This is a genomic window from Nocardioides mangrovicus (assembly GCF_003674065.1).
Lineage (GTDB): Bacteria > Actinomycetota > Actinomycetes > Propionibacteriales > Nocardioidaceae > Marmoricola > Marmoricola mangrovicus.
Genome location: NZ_RDBE01000010.1, coordinates 306,421 through 319,830, shown reverse-complemented (window position 1 = coordinate 319,830; position 13,410 = coordinate 306,421). Strand labels below are relative to the sequence as shown.

Below are 13,410 nucleotides of genomic sequence, written 5' to 3'. Positions count from 1 at the left end.
GTGGCCTTGCGACTGCGCCCGGTCGACAGCACGTTCTACGAGCTGTTCACCCGCTCTGCGACCGCCCTCGTCGGCGGTGCCGAGCTGCTCGCCGAGCTGCTCGCGCGCGACGCCGACCGTGCCGCGGTCGCGCAGCGCATGCGCGAGGCCGAGCACGCCTGCGACGAGATCACCCACGAGATCGTGCGGCGGGTGAACTCCACGTTCGTCACCCCGTTCGACCGCGAGGACATCTACGCGCTCGCCTCCGGCCTCGACGACGTCATGGACTACATGGAGGAGGCGGTCGACCTCGTCTCCCTCTACGAGGTCACCTCGCTGCCCGAGGAGCTGACCGCCCTGGTCGAGGTGATCCAGCGGTGTGCGGTGCTCACCGCCGAGTCGATGCCGCGGCTGCAGTCGCTCAAGGACCTCGACGAGTACTGGATCGAGGTCAACCGGCTGGAGAACCTCGGCGACAAGAGCTACCGACGGACGCTCGCGACCCTGTTCAGCGGCGCCTACGAGGCGCTCGAGGTGCTCAAGCTCAAGGACATCGTCGACTCCCTGGAGAAGGCCATCGACGCCTTCGAGCGCGTCGCGAACATCGTCGAGCAGATCCACGTCAAGGAGTCGTAGCCCCGGTGGATCTCGCGATCGTGGTCGCGGTGGTGGTCGTCGCCCTCGCCTTCGACTACACCAACGGTTTCCACGACGCCGCCAACGCGATCGCCACCTCGGTCTCGACCCGCGCGCTCACCCCGCGGATCGCGCTCGGGCTGGCGGCGGTGATGAACTTCGTCGGCGCCCTGCTGGGCCAGGAGGTCGCCAACACCGTCAAGGACGTGATCGCGCCGCCGGGCGGCAACCACGGCCTCTCGATCGTGCTGGGCGGCCTGCTCGGCGCCATCGCCTGGAACCTGGTGACCTGGTACTACGGCCTGCCCTCCTCGTCCTCCCACGCGCTGATCGGCGGCCTGGTCGGCGCGGCGCTGGCCTCGGGCACCGAGATCCACTGGTCGACGATCATCGACAAGGTCCTCATCCCGATGGTGCTCTCCCCGCTGATCGGCTTCGCGGCGGCGTTCGTGGTGATGCTGGCGATCATGTGGATCTTCCGGCGGCGCAACCCGCACCGGGTGCAACGCGGGTTCCGGCTGCTGCAGACCGTCTCCGCGTCCGCCCTGGCGCTGGGCCACGGCCTGCAGGACGCCCAGAAGACGATGGGCGTGATCTTCCTGGCCGTCGTCACCGCCGGCTACTACTCCCCGCAGCAGACCGACCTGCCGCTGTGGATCGTCATCAGCGCCGCCGGCGCGATCTCGCTGGGCACCTACTCTGGCGGCTGGCGCATCATGCGGACCCTGGGCCGCCGGATCATCCACCTCGACCCCGCCCGCGGCTTCTCGGCCGAGATCACCGGCGCCGCCGTCCTCTACGGCATGGCCCTGCTCGCCCACGCCCCGGTCTCGACCACCCACACCATCACCTCGGCCATCATGGGCGCCGGGGCCACCAAGCGCCTCTCCGCCGTCCGCTGGGGCATGGCCGGCACCATCGTCGGCGGCTGGATCCTCACCTTCCCCGCCGCCGGACTTGCCGCCGCCGCCGTCTATGCCGTCTTGAGGTACGTGCTCCAGCTGCCGTAGGCCCGGCGTAGCGGGATAGTCAGAGACGAAATGGCTGTCGGATCGGTGATCTGCCGACCATTTCGTCTCTGACTATCCCGCCACCGCGGGGTTACGCGGCATGTCGGTGACTGGGCAGGTAGCGGAACAGGCCGCGGGCGGCGAGAGCACGGCGCTGTTCGACGGTCTGCGACGGCAGCCACCAGGCGGGTTGCTGGAGGGTCCAGCGGGCGGTGCGGGAGGGCAGGGTCCGCTCGGCCCGGTCGACGGCCTCTCCCAGACGCTTGGCCAGAGCCCCGCTGTGGGCGCCGTCGGCGGTCAAGATGGTGGCCACCTCGACGCCATGGTCGCGGAAGAGTGTCTCGCGGTCGCGGTCCACGGCGCGTCGCGATGTGGTGAGGTGCAGATGGCTGTCGTACTCGACCGCCAGCGCCCGGGACGGGTCGAAGAGGTCCGGGGTTCCGATGTGCCGGCCCTGCAGGTCGAACAACGGCCGGTTGGCCAGCGGTGGAGGAAGCCCCAGGTGCAGGCACCACCGCATGCGCAGGCGCGTCTCCATCGGTGACCAGCTGTTCTCGTCGATGAGGTCGATGAGCTCGCGCGCTTGCGGGACTCCGGTCCAGCCGCGGCGCTCGAGTGTGAAGTCGGCGTACTCCGCGGCACTCACGAGATCGTGGAACGCCGCCATCTCGATGGTGACCAAAGCGTCCAGCTTCGACCTGGCGTAGCGGGCCTCGAAGCAGACCGACCGAGCAGGTTCGGTCACCGGGATGCCCTCATGGATCACCAGCTCGGTGGGGGCGAGACGTTCCTGGCAGATCTCGATGCCCGGTTGGGTGCGCACGTCCATGTAGCAGGTCGCCAGAGTGACCGGCCGCTGGCGTCGGCCGCCATCGGCCGTCCCGTCGAACCACGTGGCACCGAGCCAGCGAAGGGCCGCCCAGCCGGTCAGCCCGCCGATCTCGGGGATCGCGACACTTGCCTCGGCGATGCGCTGGAGCGGAGCGTCGCCGTCGACGTCCGCCGGGACGTAGAAACCATGGCTGGTGCGACGCCACTGCGGCCCGCGGGCTCGAGCGCGCGTCGGCCCGCGCTGCCCCGAGGGGTCGACCATGACCGGGGCGACGACGTCGCTCCGGGTCGGTCGGTACGCGGGCTCCAGCACGGGCGCATCCTGCCCAGAACTGGCCGCCCTCGCTTCGGTCATCCACAGGCGGGATAGTCAGAGACGAAATGGCTGTCAGATCACCGATCCGACAGCCATTTCGTCTCTGACTATCCCGCCAGCGGGCGACCTACCCGAACCGCCCCGAGATGTAGGCCTCGGTGGCCTCCTGGTCGGGGACGGAGAAGATCTTCTTGGTGGGGTTCATCTCGACCAGCCGGCCGGGCTTGCCGGCGCCGGCGAGGTTGAAGAAGGCGGTGTCCTCCGAGACGCGGGCCGCCTGCTGCATGTTGTGGGTGACGATGACGATCGTGTAGTCGGTCTTCAGCTCGTGGATGAGGTCCTCCACGGCCGAGGTCGAGATCGGGTCGAGGGCCGAGCAGGGCTCGTCCATCAGCAGCACCTGGGGCTGGACGGCGATCGCGCGGGCGATGCACAGCCGCTGCTGCTGGCCGCCGGAGAGGCCCATGCCGGGCTTGCCCAGCCGGTCCTTGACCTCGTTCCACAGGTTGGCGCCCTGCAGCGACCGCTCGACGACGTCGTCGGCGTCGGCCTTCTTCAGCTTCTTGTTGTTCAGCCGCAGCCCGGCCAGCACGTTGTCGCGGATCGACATCGTCGGGAAGGGGTTCGGACGCTGGAAGACCATGCCGATCTGGCGGCGCACCTCGACCGGGTCGACGGCCGGGTCGTACATGGACTGGCCGTCGACGACGACCTTGCCCTCGACGCGGGCGCCGGGGATCACCTCGTGCATCCGGTTGAGCGAACGCAGGAAGGTCGACTTGCCGCAGCCCGACGGGCCGATCAGCGCGGTCACCGACCGCGCCGGGATGGTCATGTTGACGCCCTCCACGGCGAGGAAGTCGCCGTAGTAGATGTTCAGGTCAGAGACGTCGATGCTCTTGGCCATGAGGGGAAGTCTTCCTTTCCGGGGGCGCTGCGTCGAGGGACGGCGCGGTCAGTGACCCGACTTGGGGGAGAACAGCCGCCCGAGCAGCCGGGCGCCCACGTTGAGCACCATGACGATGACGATGAGGACCAGCGCGGCGCCCCAGGCGTAGTTCTGCCCGACCGAGGCGTCCACGCCGGGCTGGGTGTAGCTGTAGTAGATGAAGACCGGCAGCGTCTCCATCGGGGCGTTGCCGAACAGGTTGGTGTTCACCGAGTCGGTGAAGCCGGCGATGATCAGCAGCGGCGCGGTCTCGCCGATGACGCGGGCGATGGCCAGCGTGACGCCGGTGACGATGCCGGGCAGCGCCGTCGGGAGCACGACGCGCACGATGGTGAGCCACTTCGGCACGCCCAGCGCGTACGAGGCCTCCCGCAGGTCGCCGGGCACCAGCTTCAGCATCTCCTCGGCCGAGCGCACGACGATCGGCACCATCAGCAGGGAGAGCGCGATGGACCCGCCGAACCCGAGGTGGATGCCCTCGGTGCCGGTGATGAGGACGAACAGCGCGTAGGCGAACAGGCCGGCGACGATCGAGGGGATGCCGGTCATGACGTCGACCAGGAACCGGATCCACGACGCGATGCGCGAGCGGGAGCCGTACTCGACGAGGTAGATGGAGGTGAGCAGGCCGATCGGGACCGAGACGATCGTGGCGGCCAGGGTGATGAGCAGCGTGCCGATGATCGCGTGGTAGACGCCGCCGCCGGGACCCACGATGTTGCGCATCGAGTAGGTCATGAAGTTGCCGTCGATCTGCGGCAGCCCCTTGGCCACCACCTTGTAGAGCAGCGAGACCAGCGGCACGAGGGCGATACCGAGCGAGGCCCAGACCAGGCTGGTCATCAGCCGGTCCTTGGCGGCGCGCGGGTTCTCCACCACCCGCGACCAGCCCGGCAGGATCAGCACGTAGAGCAGCAGCGCCACGATCACCCACGGCACCACGTGCCAGCCCAGCGCCAGCGAGAGGATGCCCGACAGGGCCAGGGAGGCGACGCCGACCAGGACCGGCGCCCACCGGGGCAGCCGCGGGTGACGCAGCGGGATGTGCTCCTGGACGCTCTGCTGGGTGGCGCTCATGCCGCGAGCCTCCGGTCGGCGCGGGAGACGATCGCCCGGGCGATGAAGTTGACCACGAAGGTGATGACGAACAGCACGAGCCCGGTGAAGATCAGCGCGTTGACGCGCAGCCCGGTGGCGTCGGCGAACTTCAAGGCGATGTTGGCCGCGATCGTCGAGGGGTTGGTCGAGGAGTTGAGGTCGAAGGTGACGACGCCGCTGGCGCTGAGCACCATGGCCACGGCCATCGTCTCGCCCATCGCGCGGCCCAGGCCGAGCATGACCGCCGAGACGATGCCCGAGCGGGCGTAGGGGAACACCGAGAGCCGCACCATCTCCCACCGCGTGGCCCCCAGGGCCAGCGCGGCCTCCTCGTTGAGCCGCGGCGTCTGGGCGAAGATCTCCCGCGAGATCGCGGTGATGATCGGCAGCACCATGATCGCCAGCACGATGGCGGCGGTGAAGATGGTGCGCCCGGTGGCCGAGGAGTTGTCGCTGAACAGCGGCAGCCAGTGCGCGTGGTCGCCCAGCCAGGAGTAGCTCGGCACCAGCCGCGGCGCCAGGAACAGGCTGCCCCACAGGCCGTAGACGACGCTGGGCACGGCGGCCAGCAGGTCGATGAGGTAGCCCAGCACCGTGGCGATGCGGCGGGGCGCGTAGTGCGAGACCGCCAGCGCCACCCCGATCGAGAGGGGCGTCGCGATGAGCAGCGCCAGCAGCGCCGCCCACAGCGTGCCGAAGACCAGCGGCGCGGTGTAGCTGACGATGTTCTTCGCGCCGGACAGGTCGTCGCCGGTGGCCTTGAGGGCCGGGACGCCCTTCGCGGTCAGGAAGATCGCGACCCCGGCGAGCGCCAGCAAGATGATCAGCGCGGCGCCGGAGGTGGTTCCGGAGAAGACCAGGTCACCCAGGCGGCGCCGGGGTGACCTGGTCTTCGGAGCGGTGGTGGACAAGGCTGCTGGTCAGCCGGCCTTGATCGTGTCGACCGCGTCCTGGGCCTTCTTCGCCAGCTCCGAGGGGAGCGGGGCCGAGCCGGCGGCCTTGGCGGCGGCCTGCTGGCCGTCGTCGGAGACGATGTAGGCCATGAACGCCTTGACCGCGTCGGCCTTGCCGCTGTCCTTGTAGGTCGGGCAGGCGATCAGGTACGAGGCCAGGATCAGCGGGTAGGCGCCGGACTCGGTGGTGGTGCGGTCGACCTTGACCGCGATGTCGTTCTCCGGGCGGCTGTCGTCCAGCGGCGAGGCGGCCAGCGCCTTGCCGGCGGCGTCGGCCGAGGGGGCGACGTAAGCGTCGCCGACCTTGATCGAGGCCTTGGACAGCGAGCCGGCGGCGCTGTCGTCGACGTAGCCGATCGAGCCCTCCGCATTGGTCACGGCAGCCACCATGCCAGAGCTCTGCGCTCCGGCCTCACCGCTCTTGAGCGGCCAGGTCTTGCTGTGCGGCGAGGTCCACGCGCCGCCGCCGGCCTGGGAGAGGTAGTCGGTGAAGTTGTCGGTGGTGCCGGAGTCGTCGGAGCGGTGCACCGGCGTGATCTTCGTCGAGGGCAGCGAGACGCCGGGGTTGTCGGCCTTGATCGCGGCGTCGTCCCAGGTGGTGATCTTGCCCTCGAAGATGCCGGCGACCGTCTTGGGGTCGAGCTGCAGCTTGTCGACGCCCTTGAGGTTGTAGATCACCGCGATCGGGCTGATGTAGTCGGGCACCTCGATGGCGTCGCCGCCGCACCGCTTCTTCGCGGCGTCGATCTCGCCGGCGTCGGCGTTCAGCGGGGAGTCCGACGCGGCGAAGTCGACGCCGCCGCCGTTGAACTTCTCCACGCCCGCGCCGGAACCGGCCGGGTCGTAGTTCACGGTGACCTTGGAGTTCTTGGTCTGGAAGGCGCTGCGCCAGCTCTGCATGGCGGTCTGCTGGGCGCTGGAGCCGGACCCGCTCAGGGTCCCGGACAGGGACGAGTCGGAGGAGCTGCTGCTGCCACCCTCGTTGCCTGCGCCGCAGCCGGTCAGGGCGAAGCCGAGGGCGAGGGCGGCGACGCCGGGCACCATCAGCCGGCGAGAGGTGCTGGACTTCACGTGGTTCTCCTACAGTCGTCGATGACGTATCGGGAGTGAACGTAGGGACGACAGGTGACGTGACCCGGGGAGCCGCATGAACGGCCGGTGAACGCAGCCCGAGGCTTTGGCGCCGTGTCCCAGCGCACATCGGGGCATTCGGTGAACAACAGGCGACCAGTGGTTGCCGGCTCAACCGTCGTCGCCGCCGCTGCTGGGACGCCCGATCAGACGTCGGTCTCGTGCAGCTCGGCCGCTCGCAGCCGCTGCCGGCGGTGGTGCGCGACGACCAGATCGCCCGGGCTGAGCGTCGGGACGTCGATGCCCAGGTGGTCCAGCAGCCCCGGCAGCAGCGGACGGTGCGTGCAGACCACCGTCGGCTCGGGGTCGGCCAGCAGCTCGTCGAGCAGCGCGCAGGCGTCCTGCGGGTTGGGCTCGTGCTCCTCGGCGAGCACCGGGGTCGCGGTCAGGCTGAGCCCCTGCTCAGCGGCGAACGGGCTCACGGTCTGCTCGCAGCGGGTGCTCGTGGAGCTCACCACCCGGGTGATGCCGTAGGCCGCCAGCACCGGGACCAGGGCCAGCGCCTGGGCCCGCCCCTGCTCGGTGAGCGGACGCAGCCGGTCGTCGTCGTCCCAGGACTTGCGGCCCAGTGCCTTGGTGTGGCGCAGCAGGACGAGCGGCGTCGTCGGCTTGGGGTGCTTCACGGCGTCGCCGAGTACCGCGACGTCGCGGGAGTAGGTCAGCCGCGCGGCGGCCTCCTCGATCGGCACCCATGCCACCTGGTCGACCTCGTCGTTCGGCTCGTAGCCGGAGACGCCGGGGTCGCCGACGACTTCGGCCCGCCAGTAGTGGACCAGCTTGCTGCGGCCGTCGCGCTGGACGTAGGTCTGGGTCGGCAGTGGTCGTCCCAGCCGCACCGCGAGCCCGGTCTCCTCCAGCGTCTCCCGGACGGCGGTGGTGACGACGTGCTCGTCGGGCTCCTGCTTGCCCTTGGGGAAGGACCAGTCGTCGTACTTGGGTCGGTGCAGCAGCAGCACGCCCCCGTCGCGGAGGACGACCGTTCCCGCAGCGACCACCGGCTCCTCGGCCACACTCAGTAGTGTTCCACCGTGCGGCGCCGGCGGAACCTCCTGGTCGTCGGGTTGGTCCTGGTCCTGGTCGTCGCGGTGGCCGCGGTCGTCGTCGAGGTGCGCCGCCACGACCGCTCGCCGCTGCAGCGGGCGCTGGCGCTGCTGCCCGCCTCCTCGCTGCGGATCGCGTTCACCGACTGGGCTCTGGTGCGCGAGGAGCTGCATCCGAAGCTGGGCACCAAGGCGCGGGTGCAGGCCTTCATGGACCGCGGCTACCGCACCGACCTGAGCGCTGCCTCGAGCATCGACGAGTCGGCGGCCGCCCTGGACCAGCACTACGGCTTCTCACCGGCCAACGCCGAGTGGGAGGCGTACGCGCAGTCGCGCAGCGGAGCCGTCATGGTGCTGCAGCTGCCCTCCGACACCGACATGGACGCGGTGCAGGACCACCTCGAGACCCTGGGCTACACCCGGCCCGGCAGCGACCTGGGGGTGTGGAAGGGCGGCGTGGACCTGGTCGCCTCCATCGACCCGACGATCTCACCGGAGCTGCAGTACGTGGTCGTCGACGCCGCGAAGCACCTGGTGCTCACCAGCGACAACGCCGGGTACGCCGGGCGCTCGGCACGAGTGCTGAGCGGCGATGCCGACTCGCTGTCCGGCTCGAGCCTGCCGTCGCTGGCGGGCAGGTCGCCCGAACCGGCGGCGGCCTACCTGTGGCGCGGCGGCTTCGCCTGCGAGGACCTCTCGATGAGCCAGGCCGACGCCAGCGACCAGCGCACCGCCGACCGGCTCGTCCGCCGGGCCGGCGGCGTGGACTCCCTGGACGGCGTCGTCATGGGGATGCGCGCCGACCGCGGCCTCGACGTCACCCTGGGCTTCGAGAACGACCAGCAGGCCAAGGACAACCTGCGCTCGCGGGCGCGGCTGTTCGTGGGTCCCGCGGTCGGCCGGGCCGGCTCCTACGCCGACGACTTCCGCCTGACCCGCAGCCGCACCGACGGCGACGCCGTCCTGCTCACCGCGAAGCCGCGGGCCAAGGACGGGTTCGTGCTCAGCCAGGTCGACGACGGGCCGGTGCTCTTCGCGACGTGCTGAGCAGCGGGTCGCGCAGGTTTGACGCGCGCTGCTCGGGGGAGGACGAGGAGGTGCCGCGGATCGTTTTCTCGGACGGCGACCTTGACCGGGTCACCGTGGCCGAGCGACCACACGTCATGTGGGAGACCGTGCTCAGCCTCCACGTGCTCCAGCACGACGACGGCGCCGACGTGTTCGACGTCTGGCGCCGCACGGTCGAGCACGGCCTGGGCGAGAGCTCGCTGCGCGAGGCGGTGCGGCGACTGTGCGAGCTGGACCCGAACGACTCCTACTTCCCGGACTTCCTCACCCCCGACATCTCCGACCTCTCGCCGGTCAAGGCGATCCGGCGCGTGGTCTCGACGCCTCCGGAGCTGGTGCGCGAGGAGATCGACCGGCTGTGCCGCCGGCGGCCGCGCACCGCCTGGCTCCGCGACCTCGGGCGCGACCCCCGGGCGACCGCGGGCGTGCTTCGGGCGTCGCTGAGCAGGTACTACCGGCTGGCGATCGAGCCGCTGGAGAGCGAGCTGGTCGAGACGGTCGCCCGCGAGAGCCAGCGGCGCCGCTCGGCGCTGCGGCGCGGGGTGGCGGCGCTGTTCGACGGCTTCGACCCCGAGGTCATGCGGTGGGACCCGCCGGTGCTCGACGTGCTCGCCCCCGGAGCCGACGTCGAGCTGCGCGGGCGGGGTCTGGTGCTGATCCCCTCGACCTTCTGCTGGCAGCGCGCCGTCACGCCGGCCAAGACCTCCGGGCGCCCGACCGTGGTCTACCCCGCGGCCCGCGACGTCGCCGTGGGCGCCACCTGCGGCCCCGGGCGTCCGCTGCAGGCGCTGCTGGGCCGCCGTCGTGCCGCGGTGCTCGCTGCGGTCTCCTCCGGCAGCAGCACCGGAGCGGTCGCGAGCCGCTTGGAGCTCCCGGCGTCCTCGGTGAGCGAGCACCTGGCCGTGCTGCGCGATGCGGGCCTGGTGACCAGCGGCCGACAGGGTCGCTCGATCGAGCACCGCACAACGGCGTTGGGGGAGCTCCTGCTCGGCCGGGCCGAGTAGCGACACCCGCGCACCCGGGGGTCGGATCAGCGCTGGCGGCGGCGGTGCTGCTCGATGAGCGTCTCCTGCAGGTCCTGCAGCGGTCCGCCGTCGGGAGCGGTCGCCGGTCGGGTCCATTCGCCGTCCGCCGCGAGCTGCCAGGCCGACGTCCGCGGGTCGAAGGCCAGGTCGAGGATCTCGCCCACCTGGTCGACCTCGGCACTGCCCGGCAGCTTCACCAGCACCTCGACGCGGCGGTCCAGGTTGCGGTGCATCAGGTCCGCGGAGCCGATGTAGGCCGTGGGCGCTCCGCCGTCGGCGAACCAGAAGATGCGGCTGTGCTCGAGGAAGCGGCCCAGCACCGACCGCACGCGCACGGTCTCCGACAGGCCGGGCACGCCGGGGCGCAGCGCGCAGATGCCGCGGACGAGCAGGTCGACCGGGACGCCGGCGCGCGAGGCCCGGTAGAGCTCGTCGATGATCGCCTCGTCGACGATCGAGTTGGCCTTGAACCGGATCCGGGCCGGACGCCCGGCGCGATGGTGCTCCACCTCCGCGCGGATCCGCTCGATGAGGCCGGTGCGCGCGGAGCCGGGCGCGACGAGCAGGTCGTCGTAGGAGGGCTTGCGGGAGAAGCCGCTGAGGTTGTTGAAGAGGTTCGCGACGTTCTCGCCGATGACCTCGTCGGTGGTGATGAGCCCGAGGTCCTCGTACATGCGCGCGGTCTTCGGGTTGTAGTTGCCCGTGCCGATGTGGGTGTAGCGACGGATGCCGTCGGGCTCCTCGCGCACCACCATGGCCAGCTTGCAGTGGGTCTTCAGGCCCACCTGCCCGTAGACGACGTGGCAGCCGGCGTGCTCGAGCTTGCGGGCCCACCGGATGTTGGCCACCTCGTCGAAGCGGGCCTTGATCTCCACGATCACCAGCACCTGCTTGCCGGCCTCGGCGGCGTCGATGAGGGCGTCGATGATGGGGGAGTCGCCGGAGGTGCGGTAGAGGGTCTGCTTGATGGCGAGCACGTGCGGGTCGGCCGCGGCCTGCTCGATGAAGCGCTGCACCGAGGTGGCGAAGGAGTCGTAGGGGTGCTGCAGCAGCACGTCAGCGCGCGAGACCGCCTTGAAGACGTCCACCGGCGAGGCCGACTCCACCGGCGCCAGCAGCGGGTTGGTGGCCGGGATGAACGTGGGGTACTTCAGGTCGTCGCGGTCCAGGTCGGCGACGTCGTGCAGGCCCCGCAGGTCGAGCGGGCCGGGCAGCCGGAACACCTCGGAGTCGCTCACCCCGAGCTCGGAGACCAGCAGGTCGAGGATCTGGGCGTCGATCGACTCCTCGACCTCCAGGCGCACCGCCGGCCCGAACTTGCGGCGCAGCAGCTCCTTCTCCATCGAGGCCAGCAGGTTCTCCGCGTCGTCCTCCTCGACCTCGAGGTCCTCGTTGCGGGTGACCCGGAAGGTGTGGGCGGAGAGCACCTCCATGCCGGGGAAGAGCCGCTTGAGGTGCTCGCCGATGACGTCCTCGACCGGGACGAAGCGGTGGGAGCCCCGGCCGCCGCTGTGGGAGACGTCGTCGGGCAGCGGCACGAACCGCGTGAAGTTCTGCGGCACCTTGACCCGCGCGAAGTGCTCCTTGCCGGTCTTGGGGTTGCGGACGATGACCGCGAGGTTGAGCGAGAGACCCGAGATGTAGGGGAACGGGTGCGCGGGGTCGACCGCCAGCGGGGTGAGCACCGGGAAGATGCGGTCGCGGAACAGCTTCTTGCAGTGCTTCTGCTCAGCGGTGTCGAGCTCGGACCAGCGCACCAGCTCGATGCCCTGCTCGGCCAGCGCGGGCACGATCCGGTCGCGGAACAGCGCGGCGTGGCGCGAGGTCAGGGCCGCCGTGGTGGTCCAGATCTGGTCCAGCACCTCGCGCGGCATCAGCCTCGAGGCCGCCCGTACCGCCACGCCGGCCGCGATGCGGCGCTTGAGGCCGGCCACTCGCACCATGAAGAACTCATCGAGGTTGCTGGCGAAGATGGCCAGGAACCGCACCCGCTCCAGCAGGGGCAGCGTGTCGTCCTCGGCCAGCTCGAGCACGCGGGCGTTGAAGTGGAGCCACGACAGCTCCCGGTCCAAGAAGCGGTCGTCGAAGTCGGCGGTGTCGAGGTCGTCGATCTCCGGCTCGTACGGCGGCTCGACGTCGAAGGTCTTCGAGGAGATGACCCGCAGCCCGCCGTCGTACGCCGCGTCGAGGGGGCCTTCGTCGGCCTCGCTGACGTGCCGGCCGGGGTAGGGGTTGTTGGTCACACCTGGAGTGTCCCACTCCCCGGTGAACGGTAGGTTCCCCCCGTGGATGCTCGAGGTCGGCTCTTGCGCTGGCTGCTCGGCGCGTCGCCCCGGCTGGTCCGGCGGCTGGCCGGGCGCGCGGTCGACGTCGACGGCCAACGGCTGGCCGGCGACACCCAGCTGATGCTCCGGCTGCAGCGGCTGACCCGCGAACCCGCCATCGAGTCGCTGCCCATCCCGGCCGGCCGGCGGGCGATGGACCGGCAGGCCGCGTTGGTGGGCGGCCGGCAGCCGGTCGCCGCGATCCGCGTGCTGCAGGTCGACGGTGCCGCCGGGCCGCTCGACGCGCGGCTCTACGTGCCGGGCGCGCTGGTGCCGGCCGACACCGGGCCCTCCGGACTCCTGGTCTTCCTCCACGGCGGCGGCATGATCTACGGCAGCCTGGACTCCCACGACGCGGTCTGCCGGTTCCTGGCCGAGCGCGCCGGCGTCCGGGTGCTGGCCGTGGACTACCGGTTGGCCCCCGAGCACCGGTTCCCGGCGGCGGTCGACGACGCGGCCGCGGCGTACCGGTGGGCGGTGACGCACGCCGCCTCGCTCGACGCGGACCCCGCGCGCATCGGCGTCGGCGGCGACTCCGCGGGCGGCCTGCTCTCGGCCACCACCGCCGCGACGGCCGCCCGTGAGGGACTGCCGTGCGCGCTGCAGCTGCTGGTCTACCCGGCCACGGACATGGTCACCGCCTCGCACAGCCGGGAGGTCTTCGGCCGCGGCCTGTTCCTCACCACCGAGTTCATGGACCTGGCCACCGCCTCCTACCTGCCCGAGGAGGCCGACCGCGCCGACCCCCGCGCCTCGCCGCAGCTGGCCGAGCCGCCCGCCGGCCTCGCGCCGGCGTACGTGGCCACGGCGGCACTGGACCCGCTGCGCGACGAGGGCGAGGCCTACGCCGCGAAGTTGCGCGCCGCCGGCGTCGAGGTCGAGTGCCGCCGCTTCGACGGCCAGATCCACGGCTTCCTCAACGTCCTGGTCGCCCCCAGCTCGCGCGCGGCGACCGAGGAGATCGCCGGGGTGGTGGCGCGGTCGCTGGCCACCCCCAGGACCGGTAGCCGCCAGGACCGCTAGTCCGTGACGAACGGACCCTCTTCC

The 13,410-nt window shown here is 71.1% G+C and carries 12 protein-coding genes; 5 read left to right on the top strand and 7 right to left on the bottom strand.

Annotated elements, in window-relative coordinates; genetic code table 11:
- Complete coding sequence (locus D9V37_RS16165; protein WP_121807194.1) at positions 1-618, top strand: DUF47 domain-containing protein; 618 nt, start codon at positions 1-3, stop codon at positions 616-618.
- 5 nt (positions 619-623) lie between these two features.
- Positions 624-1,628, top strand: a complete 1,005-nt coding sequence (locus D9V37_RS16160; protein ID WP_121807193.1) for an inorganic phosphate transporter — start codon at positions 624-626, stop codon at positions 1,626-1,628.
- Between the two features lie 91 nt (positions 1,629-1,719).
- On the opposite strand, the gene D9V37_RS16155 is transcribed toward D9V37_RS16160, so the two are convergent.
- The 6 genes from D9V37_RS16155 to D9V37_RS16130 form a co-directional block, all read right to left on the bottom strand.
- Complete coding sequence (locus tag D9V37_RS16155; protein ID WP_121807192.1) at positions 1,720-2,772, bottom strand: hypothetical protein; 1,053 nt, start codon at positions 2,770-2,772, stop codon at positions 1,720-1,722.
- Between the two features lie 130 nt (positions 2,773-2,902).
- Positions 2,903-3,682 carry a phosphate ABC transporter ATP-binding protein PstB gene (gene pstB / locus D9V37_RS16150; RefSeq protein WP_121807191.1) on the bottom strand — a complete coding sequence of 260 codons (780 nt, stop codon included), beginning with the start codon at positions 3,680-3,682 and terminating at the stop codon, positions 2,903-2,905.
- 48 nt (positions 3,683-3,730) lie between these two features.
- Positions 3,731-4,801 (bottom strand): phosphate ABC transporter permease PstA, encoded by a 1,071-nt coding sequence (gene pstA, locus D9V37_RS16145; protein ID WP_121807190.1) that lies wholly within the window; start codon positions 4,799-4,801, stop codon positions 3,731-3,733.
- On the bottom strand, positions 4,798-5,733 hold the full coding sequence (gene pstC, locus D9V37_RS16140) for a phosphate ABC transporter permease subunit PstC (protein WP_121807189.1): 936 nt from the start codon (positions 5,731-5,733) through the stop codon (positions 4,798-4,800). The genes pstA and pstC overlap by 4 nt, the downstream gene beginning before the upstream one ends.
- Before the next feature lie 9 nt (positions 5,734-5,742).
- Complete coding sequence (pstS, locus tag D9V37_RS16135) at positions 5,743-6,846, bottom strand: phosphate ABC transporter substrate-binding protein PstS (RefSeq protein ID WP_198412604.1); 1,104 nt, start codon at positions 6,844-6,846, stop codon at positions 5,743-5,745.
- 206 nt (positions 6,847-7,052) lie between these two features.
- A complete protein-coding gene (locus D9V37_RS16130; RefSeq protein WP_158604498.1) occupies positions 7,053-7,916 on the bottom strand; it encodes an NUDIX hydrolase in 864 nt (287 codons plus the stop codon).
- Positions 7,917-7,934: 18 nt separating this feature from the next.
- Here D9V37_RS16130 and D9V37_RS16125 point away from each other — a divergent pair, with 18 nt between their 5' ends.
- Together D9V37_RS16125 and D9V37_RS16120 are read left to right on the top strand one after the other, a co-directional pair.
- Positions 7,935-8,993: a hypothetical protein gene (locus D9V37_RS16125; RefSeq protein WP_158604497.1), complete on the top strand. Its 1,059-nt coding sequence runs from the start codon at positions 7,935-7,937 to the stop codon at positions 8,991-8,993.
- A gap of 50 nt (positions 8,994-9,043) precedes the next feature.
- Positions 9,044-10,018, top strand: a complete 975-nt coding sequence (locus tag D9V37_RS16120; RefSeq protein WP_147455976.1) for an ArsR/SmtB family transcription factor — start codon at positions 9,044-9,046, stop codon at positions 10,016-10,018.
- Positions 10,019-10,044: 26 nt separating this feature from the next.
- On the opposite strand, the gene D9V37_RS16115 is transcribed toward D9V37_RS16120, so the two are convergent.
- Positions 10,045-12,150, bottom strand: a complete 2,106-nt coding sequence (locus D9V37_RS16115; RefSeq protein WP_198412667.1) for an RNA degradosome polyphosphate kinase — start codon at positions 12,148-12,150, stop codon at positions 10,045-10,047.
- A gap of 174 nt (positions 12,151-12,324) precedes the next feature.
- Between D9V37_RS16115 and D9V37_RS16110 the strand changes: the two genes are divergently transcribed.
- A complete protein-coding gene (locus tag D9V37_RS16110; RefSeq protein ID WP_232524960.1) occupies positions 12,325-13,386 on the top strand; it encodes an alpha/beta hydrolase in 1,062 nt (353 codons plus the stop codon).
- Positions 13,387-13,410 lie beyond the last annotated feature (24 nt).

Coding starts and splice junctions, on each gene's coding strand:
- pstB (WP_121807191.1), bottom strand. CDS start 3,682: ATGGCCAAGAGCATCGACGTCTCTGACCTGAACATCTACTACGGCGAC.
- pstA (WP_121807190.1), bottom strand. CDS start 4,801: ATGAGCGCCACCCAGCAGAGCGTCCAGGAGCACATCCCGCTGCGTCAC.